Genomic DNA, 25,331 nt, shown 5'->3' on the forward strand with positions numbered 1-25,331 from the left:
TCCGTGTTCGTCCCGGGATTCCACGTGGTCGGCTTCTGGGCCGCCTTCTGGGGTGCCCTGCTGGTCAGCGTGGTGAGCTGGATCCTGACCGCGCTGATCAGCGACAGCGGGCGGGTGAAGGTCATCAGCCGGCGGGACTAGCTAGGCCGCGCGGTCGCCCTCGATCGACGTGATGATGTAGGTCCCGCTCTTGGCGTCGCGCTCCAGGGTCAGGATCTTCTGCTTGGCCGCCTCTTCCAGGAGCTTCGAGAACGTCGAGTAGCCATAGTAGGACTCGTTGAACGCGGGGTTCTTCCGGATCATGGTCTGCTTCACCATGGAGCCCCACAGGGTGTCCTTGTTCTCGCGCTGCAGCGCCTGGATCGCCTCGATGAGCTGGGCGAAGGCCTCCGCCTTCTTCTCGGGCAGACCGCGCAGGGCCGTCGTCTTCTTGGACTCGCGGATGAGATCCTCGTAGAAGATGAACTCGTCGCAGTTGCCCACCAGCAGCTCGGAGGATGACGACTTCACCCCGAGCCCGATCACGTAGCGATCGTTCTCCCGCAGCTTCGACACCAGCGGGGAGAAGTCGGAGTCGCCTGACACCAGGGCGAAGGTGTCCACGTGCTGCTTGGCGTAGGCGAGATCCATGGCGTCCACGACCATCCGAATGTCGGCGGAGTTCTTTCCGCTGTAGCGGCTCTGGGGCACGTCGATGAGCTCGATGGCGTGCTCGTGGAACGGGCGCTTGTACTCGGTGTAGCGGTTCCAGTCGGCGTAGGCCCGCTTCACCATGATCTTGCCCTTCTCGACCAGGCGCTCCAGCACCAGCTTGATCTCGAACTGCTTGTACTGGGCTTCCTTGACCCCCCGCACGATGTTTTCGAAGTCGATGAACATCGCGAGCTTCCGGTCGTCGCTCATCCGCTCCGTCCTTCCGGGGGGCGGCTCGAGACCGCCCCCTCGCCGCCCATTATAGGGGCCGGCGAGGAGGCGCACCAATCTTCGCGACGCGGGTCAGCGGACGAGGGGGCGAGGCGCCGGGCCCACGTAGTGGGCGCGCGGCCGAATGAGGCGGTTGTCCGCGTACTGCTCGAGCGCATGGGCGCACCAGCCGGCCACCCGCGCCGTCGCGAAGATCGACGTGCAGAAGTCGGGCGGGATGCCGAGCGCGTCGTAGACCACCGCGGAGAAGAAGTCGACGTTCACCGGGAGCCCGGTGCGCCGGGTCACCGAGGCGTACACCGCCTCCGCGACCTCGAAGAGGCGGGTGCGGCCGGTGGCCGCCGCCATGTCCTTGGCCATGACGCGGATGACGCGGGCCCGGGCGTCGTCCACCTTGTACACGCGGTGCCCGAAGCCGGGCATGCGCGCGCCCGGGGCGGCGCGCTCGGCGCGGCTCAGGCGGTCGCGGCCGCCGATGCGCCCCTCCACGTAGGCCTCGACCTTCGCAGGATCGCCGATCGCCTTCAGCATGGCGAGCACGTCGTCATTGGCTCCCCCGTGCCGCGGGCCCTTGAGGGTGGCGATGGCCGCGACGACCGCAGCGTGGAGGTCGGCGAGGGTTGCCACCGCCACGCGCGCCGCGAACGTCGAGGCATTCAGCTCGTGATCGGCGTGGAGGGTGAGGATGACGTCGAGCACCCGGGCCACGTCGGCGGACGGCGCGCGGCCGTCGAGCATATGGAGGAAGTGGGCGGCGTGGCCGCCCTCCGCCGGCGCCGTGATCGGGTCGAGCCCGCTGCGGATGCGGTGCCAGGCCGCCACCACCGCGGGCACCAGGGCCACCAGCCGCACCGACTTGGCGAGGTTCGCCTCGGGGCTGTCCGCCCGCACGTCGGGATCCTGGGTGGCGGCGAGCGACACCGCGGTGCGCAGGGCGTCGAGCGGATGGCACTCGCGCGGGAGCGCGCGCAGCAGCGCGGCGACGGGGGCGGGGAGGCCGCGCGCGCCGGCCAGGCGCGCGGCGAAGGCGCGGCCGTCGGCGGCGCTCGGCAGCTCACCGAACCACAGGAGATGCGTGATCTCCTCGAAGCTCGCGCGCCCGGCGAGGTCGGCGATCTCGTAGCCGCGGTAGTAGAGCCGGCCGTTGGCGCCGTCCACCGTGCAGATCGCCGACCGGGTGGCGACGACGTCCTCCAGCCCGGCCTTCCAGTCCGTGAGGGTCGCGGCGGTGCTCATGCGGGCCTCCTTTGGTTAACTTGACTATACATGATTTATATTGATTTACAGTGATCGAGATCCAGACGCGTGTATTCGCGAGGTTGCTCCCTGTACCATGAGGTCGAGGGAGGCGGGGATGATCGTCCTGGAGGGGGAAGAGTACCTGACGGTGGAGGAGGCGGCCGGCCTGCTCGAGATCAAGCCGGCGACGCTCTACGCCTACGTGAGCCGCGGGGTGCTCAAGAGCTATCGCCAGGGCATCAAGCGCCAGCGGCTCTACCGGCGCGCCGACGTGGAGGCGCTGCTGCGGGTGGCGCCGTCCTCGGGCCCCGTCGACGAGGGCGAGCTCGCCCGCCGCGCCCCCGAGATCCCGCTCGCCGAGTCGTGGATCCGCGAGTGAAGGGGACGCCGGCCGAGCTCGCGCATCGCGTCCCGCCCGGCCAGGTCCTCACCGAGAAGTGGCCGGTGCTCACCTACGGTGTCACGCCGCGCTTCGATCCCTCCCGGTGGTCGTTCCGGTGCTTCGGACTGGTCGAGGAAGAGATCGCGTGGACGTGGGCGGAGTTCCTAACGCTGCCGCGCGTGCACGTACGCTGCGACATCCACTGCGTGACGCGCTGGTCGCGCCTGGACAACACCTTCGAGGGCGTGGCGATCCGCGAGATCATGCGCCGCGTCCGCCTGCGCCCGGGCGCCCGCTTCGTGCGCGTGCATGCCGATCCCGACTACACGACCAACCTCGCCCTCGAGGAGCTCCTGCGCGACGACGTGCTCCTCGCGCTCAGGCACGACGGCCGGGACCTCACGCCCGAGCACGGCGGCCCCCTGCGCCTCGTCGTGCCGCGCCTGTATTTCTGGAAGAGCGCCAAGTGGGTGCGCGCCTTCGAGTTCCTCGACGTGAACGCGCCCGGCTTCTGGGAGGTCAACGGCTATCACATGGAGGCCGACCCCTGGAAGGAAGAGCGCTACGCCGACCAGGAGACCGACGCCATGCAGCGGATGCGGGCGGAGGCGGCGCGGCGGCGGCGCGGGCGGGAGCGATAGCGGCGCGCGGTCAGCGCGCGGGGGACGCCAGGAAACGGCGCACCACGTCGACGAACTCGGCGGGCCGGTCGCCCGGTACGGTGTGACCGGCCGCCGCCACCTCCACGAGACGGCCGTCGGGCAGCGCGGCCACCACCCGCTGAGCGAGCGCGGGCGAGAGCACGTCCGACTCCGCGCCGCGCACCAGCAGGGTGGGGCACGTGATGTGGGTGAGGCGCTCCCACAGCTCGAGAGGGTCGCGGCGGGTGCCCCGCCGCATCATCTCGCGCACGTCGCGCGCGTACTTCCAGGTGAGGGTCCCATCGGGCGCGCGCTTGAGCGCGTGCTTGATGCGGTGGCGCAGCTCGCCGACGTCGGCGCGCGGGTTGGCCGCCATCGCCGTCTCCACCGCCCACTCCTCGGACTCGATGGTCTCCGGCGCGTTCGCGATCATCGTCCGGATGCGCGCCATCCCCGGGGGGTGGATCTCGGGGGCGATGTCCACGATGACCAGGCGCTCGACGCGGTCGGGATGCGCGCCCGCGAAGCCCATCGCCACGCGGCCGCCCATGGAAAGGCCCAGGAGCGTGAAGCGGCGATAGCCAAGCGCGTCGACGAAGGCCTCCAGGTCGTCCGCCATCGCCCCGGGGGTGTAGTCGCCGTCGGGCGCGGGTTCGGAATCGCCGTGCCCCCGCTGATCGAGCGCGAGCACGCGCCACTGCGGGGCGAGCGCCTCCGCGAGAGTGTCCCAGGTGCGCGCGTGTCCGGTGATCCCGTGGAGGAGGATGACGGGCGGAGCCGTGGGCGCGCCCCACTCCACGTAGTGCAGCGCGAAGCCGCGCGATGAGACGGTGCTCTCGCGGGGCTCGGAGCTCGGGGCCATGGCGGAGGGCAGTGTACGGCGGGGCGCGGGCGCCGTCAATCGGCCGGGGCTACTCCGGCCCCAGCGGCGTGAACGGCCCGCGCAGCGTGCGCCGGCCGTCCGTCGAGGTCCACGTGACCTCGATGGCGCGGCCCGGGCCCGGCGTCAAGGTCATGGTTGGCGCGCGCTCGCGGCCGAGCGTGGCCTCGAGGCGGCCGGCGGTCTCGCGCGCCGGGTAGAGGCCGCCGCTGGCCCGACCGGCCGCCGCGCGATACAGCAGCTGCGGAGTGCCGCCGTCACCCTCGACGAGGCCCACCACGACCACGGTCTCGCCCAGCAGCCCGTACCAGAGGCCGCTGTAGGGCGCGAGGCGCTCGGGCACGGATCCGGGCGAGAGAAGGCGCGGGGGCGCGTCGCGGAGCAGCAGCTCGCGCACGGCGGCGCTCTCGCGGCCCGCCGGGCAGTCGACCGGTCCCGCGGGCGGCGCATCGCCCGAGAACAAATCGGCCACACAGATGCCGTAGCGCAGGGCAAAGCGCCCGCCCATGCCGCCGCCATGGCCGCTGATCGCCTGGGAGGTCTCGTCCACCACGAGGTAGGGCACGCCCCGGGCTCCAAGCGCGCGCAGCGCCCCCGGGCCCCGGACCCGATTGTCGAAGAGGGTGTCGCCCGGGGGGAACACCGCGACCACGCGCGTGGCCTGGGTATCGCGGAGCAGGCGCTCGGTGATGCTGGGATCAATACGGTCGACGCCACCCCGCCCCGTCACCCCCGGCGACATCGCGATCACGCCGTAGAGGCCGCGCTGCCCTTCCGCCGTCTCCAGCGTGATGTAGCCGCCGAAGGACTGGCCGGCGAGGATGACGCGGCGGTAGCCGCGCTTGAGCTGGGCGGCGATCTCGGCCTCGGTGCGCTCGGTGGCACGGGCGAGAGAGAGATCGCGGGAGGTCTCGCCGAGATTGTTCCGGTTGAGCTTGATCACGTCCCAGCCGCGGCCGTACAGGAGGCGCAGCACGAGGGCGGGCGGCGCCTTGTACTGCTCGTTGGTGCCGGAGATCCCGTGATTCCAGATGACGACGCCGCGGGCCTTCTCGGGGCCGTGCGCGGGGAGGTCGCAGAACCCCCACTCCGTCCAGAAGAAGCGGTTGGCGGGCTCCTGCTCACAGCCGAGATCGGGCGCCTCGGCGGCGCGGGCGGTTGGGGCGGCGAGGAGCAGGGCCAGCGCGGCGCCGGCGAAGCGCGAAACGTTGCGGAGCCCGGGCCTGGGCGCTAGAGTCACCCCGGTAGTATCACACCCACGGAGGCCGGCATGGCAAGCGTTGCGCTCACCGACGTCGCGATCGTGCTCCACCCTCAGGATGACGTGGCCATCGCCAAGCGGGAGATCAAGGCGGGGACCACCCTCGAGGACGCCGGCGGCGCCCAGATCGAGGCGCGGCAGGACATCCGTCCCGGCCACAAGATCGCGCGGCGGGCGCGCGCGGCCGGGGAGACGGTGCGGCGCTACGGGCAGGTGATCGGCTTCGCCACCGAGGCCATCGCGGTGGGGGACCACGTGCACACCCAGAACCTCGGCATCGGCGAGCTGGCCGCGGACCGCTACGAGGTGGGCGTGGACGTGCGTCCGGTGCGCTACCACGCGCCGGAGGACATGCGGTACTTCGACGGCTACAAGCGCGAGGACGGCCGCGTCGGCACCCGCAACTACGTGGCCATCATCTCCGGCGTGAACTGCTCGGCCTCCGTGAGCCAGTTCGTGAAGGAGAAGTTCCGCGATGTCTCCCGCGACTACCCGAACATCGACGGCGTCCTCGCCATCACGCATAAGTCGGGCTGCGGGACCAAGCTCTTCGGCGAGGACCATATGGCGTTGCAGCGGGTGCTCGCCGGCTACGCCAAGCACCCGAACGTGGCCGCCTACATCCTGGTTGGCCTCGGCTGCGAGGTGAACCAGGCGGCGGTGATGGTGGACAAGCAGCGCATGGCCGCTCCCGGGCACCCGGAGCGCGCGCCGTTCGTGGTGAACATCCAGGAGGCGGGCGGGATCCGGAAGACGGTGGAGATCGCCGCCCGCGAGGTCGCGAAGCTCCTTCCCCGCGCCAACGAAGCCCGGCGGAGCCGGCAGCCCGTGTCGGAGATCTGCCTCGCCACCAACTGCGGCGGCTCGGATTCCAACTCCGGCATCACCGCCAATCCCGCGCTCGGCTGGGCGGTGGATGAACTGGTGCGCTACGGGGGCACCGGCGTGCTCGCTGAGACGCCGGAGATCTACGGGGCCGAGCACCTCCTGATCCGCCGCGCCGTCAATGAGGGCGTGGCGAAGAAGCTCATCGATCGCTACAAGTGGTGGGAGTGGTACTGCCGCGGCATCGAGGCCATGGACAACAACCCCGCGCCCGGCAATAAGGCCGGGGGCATCACGACCGTGTTCGAGAAGTCGCTGGGCGGGGTCACCAAGGGCGGCACCACGCCCATGCAGGACGTCTTCCAGTACGGCGAGCCCATCACCACCCGCGGCTTCGTCTTCATGGACACCCCGGGCCATGATCCCGTGTCCATCACCGGCCTGGTCGCGGGCGGCTGCAACATGATCTGCTTCACCACCGGCCGCGGCTCGGTGTTCGGCTGCAAGCCGGTGCCGTCCCTGAAGCTCGCGACGAACTCGCTTATGTACCGCCACCTGGAAGAGGACATGGATATCAACTGCGGGGTGATCCTGGAGGGCGTGCCCCTCGAGCAGGTGGGGCGTCAGATCTTCGAGGAGATCGTCGCGGTGGCGTCGGGGAAACGGTCGAAGAGCGAGCTGAGCGGCGTCGGTGAGGAAGAGTTCGCGCCTTGGATCATCGGTCCTGTGATGTAGGGCGAGCCGCAGCCGCAGGCGCGGCGAGCAATTCGATAGAGCGGTCCCGAGCGGAGCGAGGGGGGCGAGCCGCAGCCGCAGGCGAGGCGAGTAATTCGATAGAGCGGTCCCGAGCGGAGCGAGGCGGAGTCGCGTTCACGACCGAGCCGACGAAGAAGGCGGACCAGAAGCGCGGGTCCGGAGCCCCGATCCGCCCCGGCTTGATCAGGCGCGACGTCCGGAAGCCGGCGCGGGCCCGGTAGACGAGGCTGTAGAACGGCACCATGTTGCGGCCCGCCACCTTGCCGTTGAAGACGATGTCGAGCGGCAGGTGGAGCGCGGCCGCCCCCAGCACGTATCCCCACAGCCCCTCGAGATTCGTCCACCAGGCGGCCAGGGCGAGCGCTGCCAGCACCTCGTAGGAATGCAGGAGCAAGACGACCAACCGTGTGTTCCCCGCCAGGTAGTGGCGGAGGAAGGCGGCGGGACGCAGGTCGCGCCGACGCTCGAAGAGGACGTAGTCGAGGACGTGGTCGAGATCGATCAGGAAGCCGCCGGCGGCGACCCCTGCGGTGAGGGCGACGGATCCGGTGCTCGCCTGGACGGCCGCGCATGCCACCGCCGTCGTGACGAGGTGGCCGCCGGGGCTCACGTCGCCCTCACCTGGTTCGAGAGGGGACGCTAGATGCGGCGGCGGGCGCGACGATTACGCGCCTCGACGTAAGCCACGCGGGCGATAGGGAGCAGCCATCCGAACGGAAGCACCACAGCAGCGGCGACCAGCCACATATTCGGGCGGCGATACCAGGGAAGGACCACGCCACCCTTGGGATTGTCTTGCCAGGCTTCACGGATCAGATCGAGCAATCGGCTCATTTTGTCGGGCTCCTAGGGCCGTAACATCCGGCCACCCAGAAGGAGAGCAAGGGGGGTGCCACGGACACCACCAGACCTAAATGCCCGAAATACTGACCATAAATCCCCACAAGCCCCTGGCCACACGCTGCGAGGCTTCTCCTCAAAACGGGAGGAACCTCTGCATTTTGGAGAGACGGGTTCCTGCGAAGTGATTGCGTGGGGCCGAAGGGGGGCCCGGGCTGCGACGGCGGGCCCGAGTTACGACTGCACGACGGTGACGACGAGGCCGATCGAGGCGAGCACGTTGCCGACGCGGACGCATTCCGGCTCGGGGCCGACCTTGACCACGGCCTTGCCGGTGTTGTGGACCTCCCAGGCCAGCTCCCAGCCGCGGTCCTCGGAGCAGCCGATCGCCTTCATGAGCTGCTGCACCACCTGCTCGAACGTGTGGCAGTCGCAGTTGTGAAGGATGGTCATCCAGGGCGGGGCCGCGACGGCCTCGGTGCGCTCGACCTCCTCGGTGTCGGGGACTTCGAGCGGCCGGCTCATCCGATCACCCCGCGGGCGCGCAGCCCCGCGATCGTGGCGATGCCGTAGCCCAGGATTTCCCCAAGGATAGTATCGGTGTCCTCGCCGAGCCGCGGCGCCCGGCGCGGCGCCCGCACCTCGCCTTCGGTGCGGAGAGGGCTTCGCACTTCCTTCAGCGTGCCGAACTCGGGGTGCTCGACCTCCACGATCATGTCGCGGGCCCGCACCTGCTCGTCCTCGAGGGCCTGCCGCACGTCGTTCACGGGCGCGCAGGGGACGCGCCCGCGGAGCCGCTCGAGCCAGTCCGCGGTGGTCCGTGTCTGAAAGCGCGCCCTCAGCAGGGGCAGCAGCGCCTCCCGATGCGCGTGGCGCTCGGGGAAGGTCCGGAACCGCGGATCCCCGGCCACCTCGGGCGCATCGAGGGCCTCCACGAGCTCTTGCCAGAACTTGTCCTTGTTGCAGAAGACGACGATCCAGCCGTCCTTGGTGGGGAAGTTCTGGGCGGGCACGAGCACCTGATGGGCGGAGTCCCGCGTGCGCTCCGGCGCCCAGTCACGATTGAGCGTCCAGATCGCGAAGTAGGACAGCATGCTCACCGCGGTGTCGAGGAGCGAGATGTCCACGTCGCGCCCCACCCCGGTGCGCTGCGCGTCGAAGAGTCCCACCATGAGCCCGATCATGGCGGCGTAGCCGCCGGCGAAGTCGATCACCGACACCCCGCACTTGCCCGGCGGCCCATCCGGCTCCCCGGTGACCGACATGTAGCCCGCGTAGCCCTGGATCAGATAGTCGTAGGCCGGCTCGGCGGCCCGCGGCCCGGTGGTGCCGAAGCCGGTGAGCGAGCAGCAGACGATCTTGGGGTTCACGCTCTTGAGGAACTCGTACGTGAGACCGAGCTTGCCGGGCAGATCGCCGCGCGCGTTGTTGAACACCGCGTCCGACACGCGCACCAGGTCCTGCAGGACCGCCTGGCCATCCGGGTGCCGGAGGTTCAGGGTGACCGAGCGCTTGCCGCGGTTGAAGGACTGGAAGTACGGCGAGTCCGCCTCGCCCTCGAACGGCGGCACATAGCGGGACACATCGCCGCCCACGCCAGGGTCCTCGATCTTGATGACCTCGGCCCCGAGATCGGCCAGCACCTGGGTGCCGAACGGGCCCGCGCCGAACTGCGACACGGCCAGGATCCGCACTCCCTCGAGCGGCGCGCGCGGCATCTCAGTAGGGGAGCCGGCCTTCGCCGAGCGTCGCGTGGTTCTTTTTGGGCACGAGCACTTTCCGGGTGTACGAGCAGACGTGATCGCCCCTTTGATTGGCCGCCCACGTCTCGACGGTTACGACTCCGCGATCGCCCTGGCGCGACTCCTTGAGCTCCAGCACGCGCGAGTGAGCGTAGAGGGTGTCGCCGATGAACGTGGGCTTTTCGTGCTTGAGCGCGTTCACCTCGAGGTTCGCGATGGCGCGACCCGAGATGTCGGCCACCGTCATCCCGATCACCACGCTGTAGACGAGCGGCCCCAGGACCACGCGCTGCTTGTGCTGGGTGTAGGTCTCCGCGTAGTGCGCGTCCGAGTGCAGGGGGTGCTGGTTCATCGTGAGGAGCGCGAACCACGTGCAGTCGGCCTCGGTGATGGTGCGGCCCGGCCAGTGCCGGAACTCCTGACCGACCGAGAAATCCTCGAAGTAGCGGCCGTAGCTCACGCGGGATGGCCTTCGAGCACGGCGCGCGCGATGGCCAGCCGCAGCCGGCCCACCGCCCCGTCGGTGGCGAGGAGCGCGGCCGCGTCGCGGTAGTACCGCTCCACCGGGAATTCCTTCGTATAGCCGTAGCCGCCGTGGGTGCGCATGGATTCGAGCGCCGCGTGGTATGCGGTCTCCGCAGCCTCGAGCCGCGCCATGGCGACCGGGGCCGCGTCGCCGGGCCGCTGGCCCAGGCGCTCGGCGGCGTGAAGCAGGAGGAGCCGCGCGGCGGTCACGCGCGAGGCCATGTCGGCGAGCTTGAGCTGAATGGCCTGATGCTGGGCGATCGGCTTGCCGAAGGTGGTGCGCTGTTGCGCGTAGCGCAGCGCGGCCTCGAACGCCGCCCCGCCGAGGCCCACCGCCACCGCGGCCTCGCCCAGCCGGAGCAGGTTCTCCGCGCTGGCGGCGGCCTCGCCGGCCTCCGCATCGTCCTTGCCCAGCCGCGCCTCGTGCGGCAGCCGGAGGTGCGCCAGCGCGAGATCGGCCGCGCCAAGCCCGTGGAACCCCAGCGTCGCGGGCACGGTACCCACCTCGAGTCCGGTGGTCCCGGCGTCCGCGAGGAAGGCGGTGCGATGGCCCTCGAGATCACCGATCAGCACGAACACGGCGGCGTGCGCTGCGCCCGAGGTGTGCGGCGCCGTGCCCACGAGTCCCCAGCCTCCGCCCGCCCGGCGTACCGGCGCCGGCGCACCGAGGGCCACGCAGCCCAGCCGCTCCGCGCGTGTCATGGCCGGCAACAGCCGATCCCGGGCCGCCGGCGTGCCATGCAGGGCGATGGTCTGGGCGGCGGCCAGATGCGTGGCGAGGAGCGCGCCCAGCATTCCCCAGCCGCGCGCGACTTCCTCCACCATCATGGCGGCGGTGCCCGTGTCGAGGCCGAGTCCGCCGTACTCCGGCGGCACGAGCGCGCCCCAGACCCCGAGCTCGGCCAGGCGCGCGACCAGCTCCGCGGGGAAGCGCCCGGTGGCATCCTGGTCCTGGGCCGCCGGCGCCACGTCCTTCTGGACGAACTGCCGCACCGCGAGCACCAGCTCGCGGCGCTCGCCCGACCCGAGGTCGCCGTCGGCGAGGGCGAGCGCGCCGAGCCGCTCGCCGTGCCGCTCCACGAGCTGACGGGCGATGAGGAGCCGCTGAATCTCGTTGGCGCCCTCTCCGATGATCATGAGCGGTGAGTCGCGGTAGAGCCGCTCGATCGGCGAATCGGCGACCTGGCCGTGCCGGCCGGACAGGCGGACCACCTCCGCGGCCGCGTCCTGCGCCGACTCCGACGCGTAGAGCTTCGCGATGCCGGCTTCCAGGTCGCAGCGCTCCGCGCGGTCCTTCATGGCCGCGGCCCAGCCGGTGAGGAGGCGTGAGGCCTCCACCCGCGTGGCGATGCCGGCGAGCGCGGTCAGGGCGGCCTCGGCGGCGCTTTCTCGGATGGCGCTGGCTGCTTGTTCGAGGGCGGCCTGGGCCACGCCGACCGCGCGCGCCGCGATGTTGATGCGCCCGGTCTCCAGCCCGGACATCACGTGGCGGAAGCCGCGGCCCTCGACGCCCCCCACGAGGTTCGCGGCGGGAACCGGAAAGCTGTCGAAGACGAGCTCCGCGGTGTCCACGCCCTTGTAGCCGAGCTTGGCGATGGACTTGACCACCTCGAGGCCAGGCTCGCCCTTCTCCACGATGAAGCACGACATCCCGCGATGGGGTGGGTCGGCGGTAGGATCGGTGCGGGCGAGTAGCGCGAACGTGTTGCCCTCGCGGCCGTTGGTCACGAACATCTTCGAGCCCGAGATGAGGTAGCGGTCGCCCTGCCTCCGCGCCACCGTCTGGATGGCCTGCACGTCGGAGCCGGCGTGCGGTTCGGTGAGGCAGAGCCCACCGCGCGCGTCGCCCGCGGCGAAGCGCGGCAGCAGCCGCCGGCGCTGCTCGTCGGTGCCGTGATGCAGCACGATGAGCGCGGCCATGGTGTGGCTGTTGATGACCCCGGCCAGCGACATCCAGCCGCGACAGATCTCCTCGATCACGCGGGCGTACACGCTCACGCTCAGACCGAGGCCGCCGTGCTCCGCCGGCACGAGGGCGCCGAAGAGGCCGAGCTCGCGCATGCGCGCCACCAGCTCGTTGGGATACTCGTCGGCGTGCTCGAGGGCCAGGGCGACCGGGATCACCTCGGTGTCGACGAATCGGCGAACGATTGCGAGCAGGGGATGCGGAGCGTCGCTCAAGCGGGAACCTCGTGGCGTGCCTGACGGCCGAGTTGGAGCCGAGCCTACCAGACGCCTTGTTATCATGGCAAGGAGATGCCCCTGGACGGCCTCGTCCTCCGGCTTCAGCTCGCGGTCGATGCGGTCGCCTGCTGGGCGCGGCTTCAGCCCATGCCGCCGCCACGCCTGCGCCGCTTCCTCATCATCCAGATCGACGGGCTCTCGCGCGCCGTGCTCGAGCACGCGCTCGCCGCGCGCAAGGCGCCCACCCTGGCGCGCCTGCTCGCCTCGGGGTGGTTGACCAAGCGACCCATGTCGGTGGGCCTTCCCAGCTCGACGCCCGCCTTCCAGATGGCGGTGATGTACGGGGTGCACCCGGACATCCCGGGCTTCCACTACTACGACAAGCGCGCGGGCGAGGACCGCTACTTCCCGCGCCCCGGCGTGGCCGCGCTCGTGGAGGACCAGCACGCGCGCGGTCGGCGCGGCATCATGCGCGGCGGCGCCACCTACGGCTGCGTCTTTGCTGGCGAGGCGACCGATCATCTGTGGACGCTGTCCGGGCTGCTCAAGCCCACGCGCGCGGGCTGGGCCATCCTCCGGGCGCCGCTGTCCGCGGTGCTGCTGGCCTGGGTGATCGTCAAGTGCACCGCGCTCACGCTTCTCGAGATCGCGCGGGCCCTCGGGCGCTTCCTCACCGGCACCGCGCCCCCCGAGCCGGGCGCGCGCTGGCTCCTCTTCAAGATCGGCTCGTCCATCTGGGGCCGGCAGTTCCTGACCCTCGCCACGTCGGTCGCGCTCTACCGTGGGGTGCCCGCGATCTACGTGAACTTCATGGAGTACGACGTGTTCGCCCACGGCTTCGGCCCGGCGAGCCGCCGCGCCCTGCGCGCGCTCCGCCGCGTGGACGCCTCCATCGGTCAGCTCGTGCGGATCGTGCGCCGCCTGCCGGAGCCGTACCCGGATCTCTACATCCTCTCGGATCACGGTCAGATCCTCACCCGGCTCTTCACCGATGTCAGCGGCGGTCACAGCATCGAGCACGTGGTGCGCGCGGCGCTCCGGGGCGAGTCGATCGCCACCACCGAGGGGGCGCGCGCGAGGCGGCGCGCCCCTCCGGAGAGCGGCTGGCGCCGCCAGTGGGCGGGCGTGCGCGCGCTGGTCCGGGCGCGGACGCTGCACCGTTTCGTCAACTACCTCGAGCAGGACTTCACGCGCTGGATCTGGCCCGGGGACCCCGCCGCCGGCGAGGCGACGTCGGAGGAATCGATCCGGGTCGTGCCGGCGGGGCCGAACGCATTCGTCTATTTCACGGATCGCCCGGAGCCGGTGCTCGACGAGGAGCTGGAAGCGCGCCACCCAGGGGTGGCCGGCATGCTGTCCAGCCATCCCGGCATCGGTCTCGTGCTCCTTCGTTCGCGTCTAGGGGCGGTGTGCTGGTATCGTGGAACTCGGTACGCGCTCGATCCGGGGCCGGCAAACGGCCTCTTCGAAGGACGGGCCGACCGGGAGGTTGTCTTGCAAGGACTGAGAGAGCTGATGGCGATGCCGAGCGCGGGGGACCTCGTGCTCTACGGAATCGACGCGGCGGCCGGGCACGTGTCGTTCAATCCCGAGCTCGGCGCCCACGCCGGCCCGTCGGAGGAGGAGCTCCACACCTTTCTCCTTCACCCCCGCGATGTGACGCTTCCGAAGGAGCCGCTCACCCATCCCGTGCAGCTCTACCCGCACTTCACCGCCTACGCGGACGGTGCGGCATGAGCCACGGGCATCAGTCGGTCATCACCGTCGCCTCGTACAACATCCACAAGTGCCAGGGCCTGGACGGCCGCGTGGATCTCGGGCGCATCGCGGGCGTGGTCCAAGAGCTCGAGGCCGATCTCGTCGGGATCCAGGAGATCTTCCGGCCGCAGGCCGAGGCCCTGGCGCGGCGCCTCGGCATGGACATGCACATGGGCGTGACGCTCGAGCGCGCCGAGGGCCCGTATGGCAACGTCGTGCTCACGCGCTTCCCCGCCCACGTGGCGCGGCCCTTCGATCTCACGCGCTACGAGCGCGAGCCGCGCGGCGGCCTGCGCGTGGACGTGGAGCTGCCCGATCATTTGCTCCACATCTTCAACGTGCACTTCGGCCTGCGGGTGCGCGAGCGCGCGGCCCAGGTGGAGATGCTGGTGCGCGAGCACGTCCTCCTGGAGGCGTTGAAGGGATCGCGAGTCGTCGTGGGCGATCTCAACGAGTGGTTCCCCGGGGCGGTGGGACGGACGCTCCGCCGGGAGCTCGCGGGCCCGCGAATCCGCCGCACCCATCCCGCGCCGCTGCCGCTGTTCCCGCTGGATCGCATCTACTGGGATCGGTCGCTTCACGGCGAGGGCTTCCGCGTGCATCGGAGCCGCCTCGCCCGCGTGGCGTCCGACCATCTCCCCGTGGTCGCGCGCCTGCGTTTGCCGTCCGTCCCTCACACGGAGCGGGCGGCGCTTCTGGCCTGAGGAGAGAGGCCTAGGCGAGCGCCCCCGCCAGCTCGGCGGCGGCGAGCAGCAGGGTGTTGGCCCCGTGCTCGATGTCATCGAGCCCGGTGAACTCCTCCTCGCAGTGACTGCGTCCCGCGCGGGAGGGAACGAAGATCATCCCGGTGGGACAGATCGCCGCCATGTATTGCGCGTCGTGCCCCGCGCCGGACAGGATCCGCCGGTGGCCGCAGGGGAGCGCCCGGGCGGCGCGCTCGACCGTGCTCACCACGGCGGGGTCGAAGTCGGTGCGCGGCACCCGCCAGTAGTGCTCGAGGGTGTAGGTCACGTCTTCGCGCCGCGCCGCGTCCTTCACCACGCGGTCGACCATGCCCAGCGCACGGGTGAGGTCCGCCTCGTCGGGGCCGCGGAGGTCGATGGACAGGCTCACGCGACCGGGAATCGCGTTGGGGATGTTCGGGCTCACGTCGAGGCGGCCCACCGTGGAGACGAGGTCGCCCCCCACCCGCCGCGGGATCTCGCGGATGCCCCGCACCACCTCGGCGGCGGCCACCAACGCGTCGTGGCGGATGCGCATGGGCGTGGGGCCGGCGTGGTCCTGCACCCCGACCAGGGTGAGCCGTGACCACGCAATGGCGACGATGCCCTCCACCACGCCCACCGGCAGGCCCTCCTCCTCGAGGATGGGGCCCTGCTCGATGTGGAGCTCGAGATAGGCCCGCAGCGGGCGGGGAATGCAGGGCTCGGGGCCGAGGTAGCCGATGCGCTCGAGCTCGTCGCCCAGGCGCTTGCCGTCGCGGTCGCGCGTGTTGTAGGCGTCCTCCAGGGGAATCTTGCCGGCCATCACGCCGGAGCCGATCATCGCGGGCTGGAAGCGCGCGCCTTCCTCGTTGGTGAAGATCACCATGCCGACGGGATGGCGCGTGCGCGCGCGCCGGTCGTCCAGCGAGCGGAGCACCTCGAGCGCGCAGAGCACGCCGAGCTGGCCGTCGTACTTGCCGCCGGTGGGCACCGAATCGGCGTGCGAGCCCATGAGCACGGGGGCCAGCGTCTCCATGCCGCCGCGGATCCCGAAGATGTTGCCCATCTGGTCCACGCTGACGGCGAGGCCGGCCTCCTTCATCCAGCGGACCAGGAGATCGCGCCCGAGGCGGTCCTCGTCGGTCAGGGCGAGGCGGGTGAGACCGCCGCGGGGCGTTTCGCCGATGCGGCCTAGGACGTCCATGCTCGCGGCCAGCCGCGCGCGGTCGATCCTCATGCGGGCTCTCCTCGCTGCTGCTGTTGCTGCTGCTGGACGATCGCGTCGTCGGCCACCGCATGGCTCCAGCCGCGCGCGCGGGCCGGGATCTCCTGGAACACGGGCAGGTCGATCGCCTCGATGACGTGGGTGAAGATCTTTCGCGGCGGGATCACCCCGCGCAGCTCCCGCTTGTACTCGCGCCGCGAGAACGCCAGCTCGGCCGGGATCACCTTGTCGCGCAGGCACTTCTGCTCCTGGTAGAGGTCCAGGAGGAAGAGATTGAGGGCGGTGATGCGCTGAACGAGCCCGTCCTGGAGGAGCTTCCACTCTCCGGCGGGAATGATGCGGGGCACGAAGTCGAAGGGGAAGATGCGCTCGAGGCCGTCCTTCTCCCCATAGACAGTGAACGTGATGCTCTGGTTCATGAGGGCGAGGCGCTGTAGGCGCTCGCGGCGCGCCACGTCGTCGAGGGTGAACGATTCGAGGATGGAGATGAGCGCGGCGTAGTGCAACCGGGGCGCGCTCGGGCGCCCGAACACCTCGTCGAAGCCCGCCTTGGAGGCAATCCACTTCATCGCGAGTCCTGAGATGGTATGCTGGCGGCTGGATGAGCGTCAACGAGTCGCTCCGCCAGCTCACTCCTGACGGCATCCGCTTCTGCCCGCTCTGCGGCGGTGCCCTCGAGCGCCGCCCCATCCCACCCGAGGGCCGCATCGAGCAGGTGTGCGCGCGTTGCGGCTTCGTCTTCTACCTGAATCACAAGGTGGTGGCGGGGACGATCCCCGAGGAGAACGGGCAGGTGCTGCTCACGCGCCGAGCCATCAATCCCGCCTACGGCAAGTGGACCTTCCCCGGCGGCTTCGTGGACTGGGGGGAGCCGGTGGAAGCGGCAGCGGTCCGCGAGACCTGGGAGGAGACGGGCTTGCGGGTCGCGTTGCGAGGCCTCGTCGGCGTCTACTCCTACCCGCGCTCGCCGATCGTGATCGTGGTGTACCGCGCCGCCGTCACCGGCGGCACGCTGGCCACCTGCCATGAGAACGACTGTGTGGAATGGATGGAGCCGGAGAAGATTCCGTGGAGCGAGCTCGCGTTCCCGTCCACGGAGGAAGCCCTGCGGGACTTCCTCCGCTCCGCCTAGCCGCTTACTGATCGTCCCTCGAGAGCAAGGCGGCGGTGACGCGGCCGGTCACGATCTTCTCGCCCTTCTGGTTCTCGGCCCAGAGCTCCAGATCCACCTGACCGGCCCCGCGGCCCGGCTCCTTCGCGGGCCGTTTCGCCACGATCCTGCCGCGGCAGGTGATGACGTCGCCGAGCCGGACGAGCCCGGCGAAGCGCACGCCGACCTTCTGCACCGTGCCCACACCGAGCCAGTCGGTGACCGACTGGGCCACGAAGCCCATCGACAGCATGCCGTGACCGAACACGTCACCCATGCCCGCGGCCCGGGCGAACGCCGCGTCCTGGTGTATGGGATTGAAATCGCCGGAGGCGCCCGCGTAGCGGGTGAGCTGGATCTGCTCGATGGGGCCCTTGACGAGCGGGGGCATCTCGGCGCCGATCTCCACGTCCTCGAGGTAGACCTTCGCGTATTTCATGACGTCCTCAGAGCCGGACCACGGTGATGCCGCGGACCTTGGCGACGATGTCGTTGTCGGGGTCGGTGATCGTGGTCTCGCGCACGACGAAGGCCATGGGGCCGGAACGGCCGGACTTCTCGTAGATATCCGTGATCTTGCCCCGGCAGAGCAGCGTGTCGCCGGGCCGGATGGGCTTCATGTGCTCGAACTCTTGCTCGCCGTGCAGGATGCGCGAGATGTCGGTGCCAAGGTCCTTCAGCATTGAGCCGGTGTCGTGCTTCTCGTCCCGGAACGTGATGGCGAAGGTCGGCGGGGCGATGATGTCCCCCCAGGGCGACGCGCGTCCCACCTCGTCATCGAGGTAGAACGGCGAGAGATCGCCGATGGCCCGGGCGAAGTCTTTGATCTTGGCCCGCTCCACGTGGACGACATACGGGGGATACTCCTTGCCCTTGATGCTCGTGTTGATCTGGATGGGCATGCTCAGGCCTTGCCTTTCTTCGCCGCCCGCTCGAGGAAGCGCCCGAGATCGGGGACGATGAACCGCTCGTGGCGTCCCTCCGCGATCTTCTCCACCTCGTCCCACGCCTCCACCGAGAACAGCACCCGCTTGCCGTCGACCTCGAGGATCGTCGCCCTCGCGCGGACGCTCATGCCGAGCGGGGTGGCGGCGAGGTGCTTCACGTCGACCATGGTCCCGACGCTGCCGCCGCCCGGCGTGAAGTAGGGCTTGAGGACGGCGTTGGAGGCGTTCTCGAGGAACGCGATGAGAAAGGGAGTGGCGAACACCGCCACGCCCGTATTGCCGAGGGTGTCGGCGCTGTGCGCGCGCGTCACCGTCATCGAGAGCTGGGCGGAGAGGCCGGGCGCGAGGGGCGCGGACATTGGGCCCTTGTTCTACCGCGAATGGCGCGCCGGGGTCAACGCGCGGGCCAGAGGAGCATCTGCAGCCCGCACACGACGAGGAGGGTCTCGATCAGCCGGAGAAAGGCCGTGTCGCTGAGGCGGTCGAGCAGCTTCCGTCCGATCCACGCCCCCGCGATCATGATGATCCCGATGTAGAGTCCCACCGTCACGGTGGACTCGGTCATTAGGTGGTAGCGGTGGAAGACCACGGCGCGGGTGAGATAGCTGCCGACCGTGCAGAGGGCGTCGGTGGACACGTACGCGCCGCGTAGCAGCCCGGCGCCCAAGAAGAAGGGGCTCAGCACCGGCCCCACCGCGCCGACCAGCGACGAAAGGAAGCCGAACACGCCACCGATGAGCGGGAAGTAGGGCAGGGTGACGCGCAGGCCGCGGGCTTTGAGCCAGCGCCGGCCGGGCACCGCGATCAGGAGGAAGCCCCCGAGCAGCCGGCTCAGCCACGCGCCCTCGATGGTCGAATAGACGATGGCGCCCAGCACCCCGCACGGCACCGCGCCCACGAGATAGGCGCCCGCCACGCGCACGTTCACCTCTGCGCGGCTGAACCACACGCGGGCCCCGTTGCCGAGGAACATCCCCACGGTGAGCACCGGCACGGTGGCCTTGGGGCCGAGGGTCCAGGCGATCACGGGGATCATCATGGCGCCGGTGCCGAATCCGGCGACGCCCCCGATCGAGGAGGCGATGATGGCGGCCACGCCGAGCGCGAGCCAGCCGGGGAAGTCGGGCACGCGATAGTATAGCCCGGTGCCCGTCGCTCTCGCCGCGTTCGGCGCGCTGGTCGTCTCACTCGACGCCTCGGTGAACATCGCCTTCCCCGCGATGTCGGCCGCCTTCGGGGTCGGCCCCGTGGCCATCCGGTGGGTGATCGTGTGCTACGTCCTCACCTATGCCCTCACGGCGTTCGCGGCGGGCGTCGTCGCGGATCGCCTCGGCCCCGCGCCCGTGTTCGCCGCCGGCCTCTGGATCTCCGCCGCGGCCTTCGTGGGCTTCCTGGCGGTGGGGTCGTTCGGCGGGCTCCTCACCGCGCGGGTGGTCCAGGGCATCGGCGGCGGTCTGGTATACGGCACCGCCCCGGCCCTGGTGACGCTGGCCCTCCCGCGCGAGCGGCACGGCCACGGTCTCGGCCGCCTCGCCCTGGGACTGGGGACGGGGCTCGCGGTGGGGCCGCTCATCGGCGGCGCGCTGGTGGAAACGCTCGGCTGGCGCTCCGTCTTCCTCTATCGCGCCCCCCTTGCCGGCGTGCTCGCCGCCATCGCCTCGGTGACGCTGCCCCGCGGCCGGCGCGCCGGCGCCTGGCGGCTTCCGCCACGCACGGAGTGGCTCCGCTGGGCCGTGCTGAGCGGCCTCGGGCTCGCGGCGCTGTCGAGCGGCGCGCAGTTCGCCGTGTGGCTACTCGCGCCCTTCTACCTGGTGGGCGTGCTCGGCCTCGACGCCGTGCACGGCGGGCTGTTCTTCATGCTCACCCCGCTCGCCACCGCCACGATGTCGCCACTCGCGGGGCGGCTCACCGATCGCATGGGCCCCCGCGTGCCGATGGCGCTGGGCCTCGTGATGGAGGCCGCGGGGCTGCTCCTGATGAGCCGCTTCACCGCGAGCACGCCCTACGCGGCGGTGGCGCTGGGGCTCGCGCTCGTGGGCGCCGGTGTCGGCCTCTTCCAGGTTCCCAATCTCGCCCGGGTGATGACGTCGTTTCCCGCTGCCCGTCAGGGCGCGGCGGGCGGACTGGCGTTCATGAGCCGAACCCTCGGCGTGGTGGCGGGGGTGCAGACGACCGGCGCGGTCTTCGGCGCGCTCGAGCGCACGCGCGGCTGGCAGGCCGGCTTCGCCGCCGCGTTCACCCTCGCCGGGATGGTGTGCGTGGCCGCCGCCGCCATCGCCTCGCTGCCGTCTGGACGGGGGAGGTATGATGGCGGCGCCGGGGCGGACCCCGGCGGTCGCGCCGCCGCGGCCACACGTGCCGACATGGAGGACCGCTGATGACGCCGCTCGCCGCCCTCGCGCTCGCCCTCGTTTTCGCCGCGCCCGTCGTGGCGGTCGCCCCCGTGGTCGCGGTCGCCAATGAAGTGGCGCCGCGGCCCTCCGCGCCGGTCACGACCCCCGCGGAGGAGGAGTACAACAAGGGCATCCGCGCCAAGCGGAGCAAGGAGTGGTCGGTGGCCACCGCCTCGTTCCGCAAGGCGGTCGAGCTCAAGCCGGACTATGCCGAGGCGTGGAACGAGCTGGGCTACGCTCTCCGCAACACCGGGAACTACCCCGAGTCGATCAAGGCCTACGACGAGGCGCTGCGTCTGAAGCCCCGCTTCCCCGAGGCGCTCGAGTATCTCGGCGAAGCCTACGTGAAGATGGGCCGGCTGGACGACGCCCGGCAGGTGCTCGAGCGGCTCAAGCCGCTGGATCGCGGGCGGGCCAAGGAGCTCTCCGACGAGATCGCCAAGGCGAAGTGATCAGGGCGTGTAGAGCCGCGCGAAGTACTCGCGCACCATCCGGTCCGAGGAGAACTGCTCCACACCCATCGTGACGGCGGCCCGGGCCATGCGCGTCCAGCGCGCGGGATCCGCCCACGCGGGCAGCACGTCGCCCTCCAGCGTGTCGTAGAGGGCCCGGAGATCGCGCCGATCCTGGTCGGGGCCCTCGGACCCCTCTCCGATGGCCCAGCCGTTCACGCCGGGCACGCAGCCCTCCGGCCACCACCCGTCGAGCACGGAGAGATTGAGGCCGCCGTTCATCGCCGCCTTCATGCCCGACGTACCCGAGGCCTCCAGCGGCCGCCGCGGGTTGTTGAGCCAAACGTCGCAGCCCCGGGTGAGCAACCGGCCCAGCCCCATGTCGTAGTTCTCCAGGAACACGATGGACTCCGGCCACTGGCGAATCGTCTCCACAAGGAGCGCGATCACCGCCTTGCCTTCCTGGTCGGCGGGATGAGCCTTGCCCGAGAACAGGAGCTGCACCCGATGATCCTTCAGCAGCGGGGCCAGCCGCGCGGGATCGCGGAGGAGCAGATCGGGGCGCTTGTAGGTGGCGGCGCGGCGGGCGAAGCCGATCGTGAGCACGTCGGCATCCAGGCGCACCGCAGTACGGCGCTCCACCTCGGCGAGCAGCTCTTCCTTCAGCTCGCGGCGGGTGGCGCGCAGCGCCCCGTCGCTGGCGAGTGCGGCGGGAATGCGTGGATCCTGCCACGTGCCCGCGTGCACGCCGTTGGTGATCGCGATGATGGGCGCGGCGCCCTCGACCCCCGCCCACATCGCCCGCGCGGTCTCGCCGTGGAGCTGGGCGACCGCGTTGGCGCGCCGGGCCAGCCGCAGGCCCGCCACCGTCATGTTGAAGGGATCGCCGCCGATGGCCCGGAGCTCGGCGGGGAGCAGATCGCAGTCCGCGCCGAGCCGACGCAGATCGGCGAGGGCATGCGTCTCGTTGCCGGCGGGCACCGGGGTGTGGGTGGTGAAGACGATCGACGCGCGGACGGCGCGCCGCGCCTCCTCGAAGTCCATCCCCGCCTCCATGCGGTCGGCGATCAGCTCGAGCCCGGCGAAGGCGGCGTGCCCCTCGTTGAAGTGATAGAGGTCCACCGGCTGATGCATGGCCTGGAGCGCGCGCACCCCGCCGATGCCCAGCAGCATTTCCTGAGCGATGCGACAGTCCGGGCGGGTGTCATAGAGGCGGCGCGTGATCCAGAGATCGCGTGGGTCGGTGGGCTCGAGGAGGAACAGCGGCGCGATCTGGTACCGCCCCACGCGCCAGACGCGGCACTCCACCTCGCGCGCGGCCACGCGCACCCGCAGCCGGGTGCCGGTGTCGGTGAGGAAGTCGGGCCGGTGCTCGCGCCACTCGTCGATCGGGTAGCCGTCAGGACCGATACGCTGCGCGGTGTAGCCCTCCGCCCAGCGGAGCCCGATCCCGACCACCGGCATCCCGAGATCGCCTGCGGACTTCATGAAGTCGCCCGCGAGCACGCCGAGGCCGCCCGCATACGAAGGGAACTCCTCGTGCAGGCCGTACTCCATGGAGAAGTACGCGACCAGAGGCATCGGGACTCGATCTCCCGACCAGTGTACTCCGCCGGCGCGCCTAATCGCGGGGCCGCCAGGGCCTGGTGATGAGGCGGGCGCCCCGCTGCCACGTCACGTAGGCCCATGCCCACTCCGCGAGCACGAGGAATCGGTTGCGGAACCCGATGAGATAGACGATGTGGACACCCAGCCAGGCGAGCCACGCGGGCAGGCCGGAGAGGTGGAGGCGGCCGATGGCGGCCACCGCGGCGGCGCGCCCGATGGTGGCCATGGTGCCGTGGTCGCGATAGCGGAACGGCATCGTCGGCTCCCCGCGCAGCCGACGCCAGGCGTTGTCGGCGGCGGCGCGCCCCGCCTGCATCGCCACCGGTGCCAGCCCGGGCAGCGTCCCGCCGTCCGCAAGCGGGACCGCGGCGAGGTCACCCGCGACGAACACCTCGGGATGCCCGGCCACCGACAGATCCGGCTGCACGGGAACCCGGCCCGCCCGATCGGTCGGCACGCCCAGCGAGCGCCCGATGGCTGCGCCGGCCACCCCCGCCGCCCACACCACCGCGCGCGAGCGGATCTGCTCGCCACCGATCCACACCGCATCGGACGTGATGCGCGTGACCTTGGCCTCGGTGCGGATCTCGACGCCGAGCCGGCGCAGGCTGCGCGCGGCGGCGTCGGCGAGATCCGGGGGGAAGGTCGCGAGCAGCCGTGGTCCACCCTCGAGGAGGATCACGCGCGCCTGGGTGGGATCGATCACGCGGAAGTCGCGGGCGATGGTGTGCCGCGCGATCTCCGCGAAGGCTCCCGCCAGCTCCACCCCCGTGGGCCCGCCGCCCACCACCACGAAGGTCAGCAGCGCGGCGCGCTCGTCTCCGTCCTCCGCGCGCTCGGCTGCCTCGAACGCGAGCAGGAGGCGCCGGCGGATCTCCAGCGCGTCTTCCAGCGTCTTGAGCCCAGGGGCCAGCACCTCCCAGTCGTCGTGGCCGAAGTACGAATGACCAGCGCCGGCGGCGAGGATGAGCGCGTCGTAGGCGAGCGTGCCCGTGTCGAGCGTCACGCGCCGCGCGACCGGGTCCACCGACTCGACCTCGGCGAGGAGCACGCGCACCCGCGGGGCGTCGCGCAGGATCGAGCGCAGCGGCACCGCGATGTCGGCCGGCGAGAGCGCCGCGCTCGCGACCTGGTAGAGGAGGGGCTGGAAGAGATGATGGTTGCGGCGATCCAGCAACGTGACGCGGACCTTGTGATGGGCCAGCCGGCGCGCGGCGCTGAGGCCGGCGAAGCCGCCGCCGACGATCACGATGTGCGGTGTGGCGGGGTCCGGCATGCCTTTCATCTTCGGGTATACTACCGGCCATGACAACGACCCTCGTCTCCAAGCGCCATGTCGTCGCCGACCTCGGCCAGGCCATGGATCTGTGCTACGAGCGAGGGTGGACGGATGGGCTCCCCGTGGTGCCGCCCACCGAGGCGGCGGTGCAGAAGATGCTCGACGCGATGGGCCTGGCGCCGGACGGGCAGCTCGCGTTCATCACCAACCGCCAGGTCGCGGTGACCGCCGAGAAGGTGGCGATCAACGCGGTAATGGCGGGCTGCCTCCCCGAGTACATGCCGGTGGTGGTGGCGGCGGTGGAGGCGATCGCCGACCCGCTGTGGGGGTATCACGGGCCCGCGACCTCGACGGGCGGCGCGGGACCGCTGCTGATCGTCAACGGCCCCATCGCGCGTCGGCTCGAAATGAACTGTGAGGACAATCTGTTCGGCCCGGGCTGGCGCCCGAACGCCACCATCGGTCGGGCGATCCGGCTCGTCATGAGGAATGTCATCGGCACGCTGCCCGGCCTCCTCGATCGCGGCACGCTCGGGCATCCCGGCAAGTACAGCTACGTGATCGCGGAGAACGAGGCGGAGAGCCCGTGGGTTCCGCTACACGTCCAGCGCGGATGCAAGCCGGGAGAGAGCGCGGTGACGGTGCTCGCCGCGGAGGCGCCGCGGCAGTGGTACAACCAGCTCTCGAGCACGCCGGAGGGCTTGCTCCGCACGGTGTGCGACGACATGCGCCACCACAACAGCACCAACGGGCAGCCCCAGTACGTCCTGGTGCTGGCGGGCGAGCACATGCGGACCATCGCCACCGGCGGTTGGTCCAAGGCCGACATCCAGAAATTCGTGTTCGAGAACACCCAGAACAGCGTCGCGCACATCAAGCGTATGGAGCGAATGGCGGGCGCGGTGACGCCGCAGGATGAGAAGACGATGCGGTCCTTGCTCGCGCAGCCAGACGACCTCATGGTCGTCGCGGCGGGCGGACGGGCCGGCGCGTTCTCGTCCTACATTCCCGGCTGGGCCGGCGGGCGGCGCTCGTCGCAGGCAGTGACGAAGGTCATTCCGGACAGGAGGGCATGATGGCACCGATCGAGATCCTCGATCCCACCGTCGAGCCGCGGAAGCAGCCGCTGACGTACGTGCCGCGGCCCGACTCGCTGAAGGGCCGGCGGGTCGGTCTCGTCGAGAACACCAAGTTCAACTCGGACCGGCTCCTGCACCGCATCGGGGAGCTGCTCATCAACGAGTACGGCGCCGCCGAGTGCAAGATGTGGCGCAAGCACAACGCCAGCGTGCCCGCGCACGCCGAGATCATCGAGGAGGCCAAACGGTCCGTCGACGTCATCGTCGCCGGCATCGGCGACTGAGGGTCGTGCTCGTCGGGCAGTGTGCTCGACGGAATCCTGTTCGAGAAGAACGGCGTGCCCGCGGCGTCCATCGTGACCGACGTGTTCCAGGCCACCGGCCGCGCCATGGCGCAGTCGTGGGGTCTGCCCGCGTACAAGTTCCTCGCGATGCCCCATCCCATCGCCAATCTCTCCGAGGCCCAGCTCGATCAGCGGGCGCGTGAGATCGCCCCGCAGGTCGTGAAGCTCATTCTCGAGGGCCAGGAGTAGCGGC

Annotated in this window: 29 protein-coding genes; 11 read left to right on the plus strand and 18 right to left on the minus strand. The window is 70.8% G+C overall.

The window, feature by feature from the left end; genetic code table 11:
• Window positions 1-141: 141 nt before the first annotated feature.
• Window positions 142-903, minus strand: coding sequence for an NYN domain-containing protein (locus VFX14_13560; protein HEU5190708.1), 762 nt, complete (start codon window positions 901-903; stop codon window positions 142-144).
• A 93-nt stretch (window positions 904-996) separates the two neighbouring features.
• On the minus strand, window positions 997-2,160 hold the full coding sequence (locus VFX14_13565; protein HEU5190709.1) for a citrate/2-methylcitrate synthase: 1,164 nt from the start codon (window positions 2,158-2,160) through the stop codon (window positions 997-999).
• Between the two features lie 118 nt (window positions 2,161-2,278).
• On the opposite strand from VFX14_13565, the gene VFX14_13570 reads away from it, so the two are divergent.
• Together VFX14_13570 and VFX14_13575 are read left to right on the plus strand one after the other, a co-directional pair.
• The gene (locus VFX14_13570) at window positions 2,279-2,542 is read left to right on the plus strand and encodes a helix-turn-helix domain-containing protein (GenBank protein ID HEU5190710.1); all 264 of its coding nucleotides are present in this window, start codon (window positions 2,279-2,281) and stop codon (window positions 2,540-2,542) included.
• The gene (locus tag VFX14_13575; GenBank protein HEU5190711.1) at window positions 2,539-3,186 is read left to right on the plus strand and encodes a sulfite oxidase-like oxidoreductase; all 648 of its coding nucleotides are present in this window, start codon (window positions 2,539-2,541) and stop codon (window positions 3,184-3,186) included. The genes VFX14_13570 and VFX14_13575 overlap by 4 nt, the downstream gene beginning before the upstream one ends.
• A gap of 10 nt (window positions 3,187-3,196) precedes the next feature.
• Here the strand turns inward: VFX14_13575 and VFX14_13580 are convergent, their stop codons facing one another.
• Window positions 3,197-4,048: an alpha/beta fold hydrolase gene (locus VFX14_13580; GenBank protein ID HEU5190712.1), complete on the minus strand. Its 852-nt coding sequence runs from the start codon at window positions 4,046-4,048 to the stop codon at window positions 3,197-3,199.
• A gap of 49 nt (window positions 4,049-4,097) precedes the next feature.
• A complete protein-coding gene (locus tag VFX14_13585; GenBank protein ID HEU5190713.1) occupies window positions 4,098-5,306 on the minus strand; it encodes a hypothetical protein in 1,209 nt (402 codons plus the stop codon).
• Between the two features lie 30 nt (window positions 5,307-5,336).
• Between VFX14_13585 and VFX14_13590 the strand changes: the two genes are divergently transcribed.
• Window positions 5,337-6,887 (plus strand): altronate dehydratase family protein, encoded by a 1,551-nt coding sequence (locus VFX14_13590; protein HEU5190714.1) that lies wholly within the window; start codon window positions 5,337-5,339, stop codon window positions 6,885-6,887.
• On the opposite strand, the gene VFX14_13595 is transcribed toward VFX14_13590, so the two are convergent.
• The 6 genes from VFX14_13595 to VFX14_13620 form a co-directional block, all read right to left on the minus strand.
• Window positions 6,868-7,518, minus strand: a complete 651-nt coding sequence (locus VFX14_13595; GenBank protein ID HEU5190715.1) for a hypothetical protein — start codon at window positions 7,516-7,518, stop codon at window positions 6,868-6,870. The two genes, VFX14_13590 and VFX14_13595, sit on opposite strands and share 20 nt — an antisense overlap.
• Window positions 7,519-7,547: 29 nt before the next feature.
• A complete protein-coding gene (locus VFX14_13600; protein HEU5190716.1) occupies window positions 7,548-7,742 on the minus strand; it encodes a hypothetical protein in 195 nt (64 codons plus the stop codon).
• Window positions 7,743-7,982: 240 nt separating this feature from the next.
• Entirely contained in the window at window positions 7,983-8,273 is a 291-nt protein-coding gene (locus VFX14_13605; protein ID HEU5190717.1) for an ATP-dependent Clp protease adaptor ClpS, read from the minus strand.
• Window positions 8,270-9,466, minus strand: a complete 1,197-nt coding sequence (locus VFX14_13610) for a CoA transferase (protein HEU5190718.1) — start codon at window positions 9,464-9,466, stop codon at window positions 8,270-8,272. Before VFX14_13610 ends, VFX14_13605 begins: the two co-directional genes overlap by 4 nt.
• 1 nt (window position 9,467) lies before the next feature.
• Window positions 9,468-9,950, minus strand: a complete 483-nt coding sequence (locus VFX14_13615) for a MaoC family dehydratase (GenBank protein ID HEU5190719.1) — start codon at window positions 9,948-9,950, stop codon at window positions 9,468-9,470.
• The gene (locus VFX14_13620; protein ID HEU5190720.1) at window positions 9,947-12,196 is read right to left on the minus strand and encodes an acyl-CoA dehydrogenase family protein; all 2,250 of its coding nucleotides are present in this window, start codon (window positions 12,194-12,196) and stop codon (window positions 9,947-9,949) included. Before VFX14_13620 ends, VFX14_13615 begins: the two co-directional genes overlap by 4 nt.
• A gap of 75 nt (window positions 12,197-12,271) precedes the next feature.
• On the opposite strand from VFX14_13620, the gene VFX14_13625 reads away from it, so the two are divergent.
• Window positions 12,272-13,936 (plus strand): alkaline phosphatase family protein, encoded by a 1,665-nt coding sequence (locus VFX14_13625; protein ID HEU5190721.1) that lies wholly within the window; start codon window positions 12,272-12,274, stop codon window positions 13,934-13,936.
• Window positions 13,933-14,661, plus strand: a complete 729-nt coding sequence (locus VFX14_13630; protein ID HEU5190722.1) for an endonuclease/exonuclease/phosphatase family protein — start codon at window positions 13,933-13,935, stop codon at window positions 14,659-14,661. The genes VFX14_13625 and VFX14_13630 overlap by 4 nt, the downstream gene beginning before the upstream one ends.
• Window positions 14,662-14,671: 10 nt before the next feature.
• Here VFX14_13630 and VFX14_13635 read toward each other — a convergent pair whose 3' ends face one another.
• Together VFX14_13635 and VFX14_13640 are read right to left on the minus strand one after the other, a co-directional pair.
• Window positions 14,672-15,898 carry a Zn-dependent hydrolase gene (locus VFX14_13635; protein ID HEU5190723.1) on the minus strand — a complete coding sequence of 409 codons (1,227 nt, stop codon included), beginning with the start codon at window positions 15,896-15,898 and terminating at the stop codon, window positions 14,672-14,674.
• Complete coding sequence (locus VFX14_13640; GenBank protein ID HEU5190724.1) at window positions 15,895-16,455, minus strand: circularly permuted type 2 ATP-grasp protein; 561 nt, start codon at window positions 16,453-16,455, stop codon at window positions 15,895-15,897. Before VFX14_13640 ends, VFX14_13635 begins: the two co-directional genes overlap by 4 nt.
• Window positions 16,456-16,487: 32 nt before the next feature.
• Between VFX14_13640 and VFX14_13645 the strand changes: the two genes are divergently transcribed.
• On the plus strand, window positions 16,488-17,018 hold the full coding sequence (locus tag VFX14_13645; protein ID HEU5190725.1) for an NUDIX hydrolase: 531 nt from the start codon (window positions 16,488-16,490) through the stop codon (window positions 17,016-17,018).
• 4 nt (window positions 17,019-17,022) lie between these two features.
• Here VFX14_13645 and VFX14_13650 read toward each other — a convergent pair whose 3' ends face one another.
• From VFX14_13650 to VFX14_13665, 4 genes are read right to left on the minus strand one after another with little or no spacing between them, the layout of a single operon-like run.
• Entirely contained in the window at window positions 17,023-17,475 is a 453-nt protein-coding gene (locus VFX14_13650) for a MaoC/PaaZ C-terminal domain-containing protein (protein ID HEU5190726.1), read from the minus strand.
• 7 nt (window positions 17,476-17,482) lie between these two features.
• Complete coding sequence (locus VFX14_13655; GenBank protein ID HEU5190727.1) at window positions 17,483-17,938, minus strand: MaoC family dehydratase N-terminal domain-containing protein; 456 nt, start codon at window positions 17,936-17,938, stop codon at window positions 17,483-17,485.
• A gap of 2 nt (window positions 17,939-17,940) precedes the next feature.
• Window positions 17,941-18,342 carry a thioesterase family protein gene (locus VFX14_13660; protein HEU5190728.1) on the minus strand — a complete coding sequence of 134 codons (402 nt, stop codon included), beginning with the start codon at window positions 18,340-18,342 and terminating at the stop codon, window positions 17,941-17,943.
• 35 nt (window positions 18,343-18,377) lie between these two features.
• A complete protein-coding gene (locus tag VFX14_13665) occupies window positions 18,378-19,112 on the minus strand; it encodes a sulfite exporter TauE/SafE family protein (GenBank protein ID HEU5190729.1) in 735 nt (244 codons plus the stop codon).
• Between the two features lie 16 nt (window positions 19,113-19,128).
• Between VFX14_13665 and VFX14_13670 the strand changes: the two genes are divergently transcribed.
• On the plus strand, window positions 19,129-20,361 hold the full coding sequence (locus tag VFX14_13670; protein HEU5190730.1) for an MFS transporter: 1,233 nt from the start codon (window positions 19,129-19,131) through the stop codon (window positions 20,359-20,361).
• Window positions 20,361-20,828 (plus strand): tetratricopeptide repeat protein, encoded by a 468-nt coding sequence (locus VFX14_13675; GenBank protein HEU5190731.1) that lies wholly within the window; start codon window positions 20,361-20,363, stop codon window positions 20,826-20,828. The genes VFX14_13670 and VFX14_13675 overlap by 1 nt, the downstream gene beginning before the upstream one ends.
• On the opposite strand, the gene glgP is transcribed toward VFX14_13675, so the two are convergent.
• Together glgP and VFX14_13685 are read right to left on the minus strand one after the other, a co-directional pair.
• The gene (gene glgP / locus VFX14_13680) at window positions 20,829-22,409 is read right to left on the minus strand and encodes an alpha-glucan family phosphorylase (protein ID HEU5190732.1); all 1,581 of its coding nucleotides are present in this window, start codon (window positions 22,407-22,409) and stop codon (window positions 20,829-20,831) included. It lies immediately after the preceding gene.
• A gap of 40 nt (window positions 22,410-22,449) precedes the next feature.
• Complete coding sequence (locus VFX14_13685; GenBank protein HEU5190733.1) at window positions 22,450-23,721, minus strand: NAD(P)/FAD-dependent oxidoreductase; 1,272 nt, start codon at window positions 23,719-23,721, stop codon at window positions 22,450-22,452.
• Window positions 23,722-23,741: 20 nt separating this feature from the next.
• On the opposite strand from VFX14_13685, the gene VFX14_13690 reads away from it, so the two are divergent.
• From VFX14_13690 to VFX14_13700, 3 genes are read left to right on the plus strand one after another with little or no spacing between them, the layout of a single operon-like run.
• Window positions 23,742-24,791 carry a hypothetical protein gene (locus VFX14_13690; protein HEU5190734.1) on the plus strand — a complete coding sequence of 350 codons (1,050 nt, stop codon included), beginning with the start codon at window positions 23,742-23,744 and terminating at the stop codon, window positions 24,789-24,791.
• Window positions 24,791-25,078, plus strand: a complete 288-nt coding sequence (locus VFX14_13695) for a hypothetical protein (GenBank protein ID HEU5190735.1) — start codon at window positions 24,791-24,793, stop codon at window positions 25,076-25,078. Before VFX14_13690 ends, VFX14_13695 begins: the two co-directional genes overlap by 1 nt.
• A 21-nt stretch (window positions 25,079-25,099) precedes the next feature.
• Complete coding sequence (locus VFX14_13700) at window positions 25,100-25,327, plus strand: hypothetical protein (GenBank protein ID HEU5190736.1); 228 nt, start codon at window positions 25,100-25,102, stop codon at window positions 25,325-25,327.
• Window positions 25,328-25,331 lie beyond the last annotated feature (4 nt).

This window comes from Candidatus Methylomirabilota bacterium (assembly GCA_035764725.1).
Classification (GTDB): domain Bacteria; phylum Methylomirabilota; class Methylomirabilia; order Rokubacteriales; family CSP1-6; genus DASRWT01.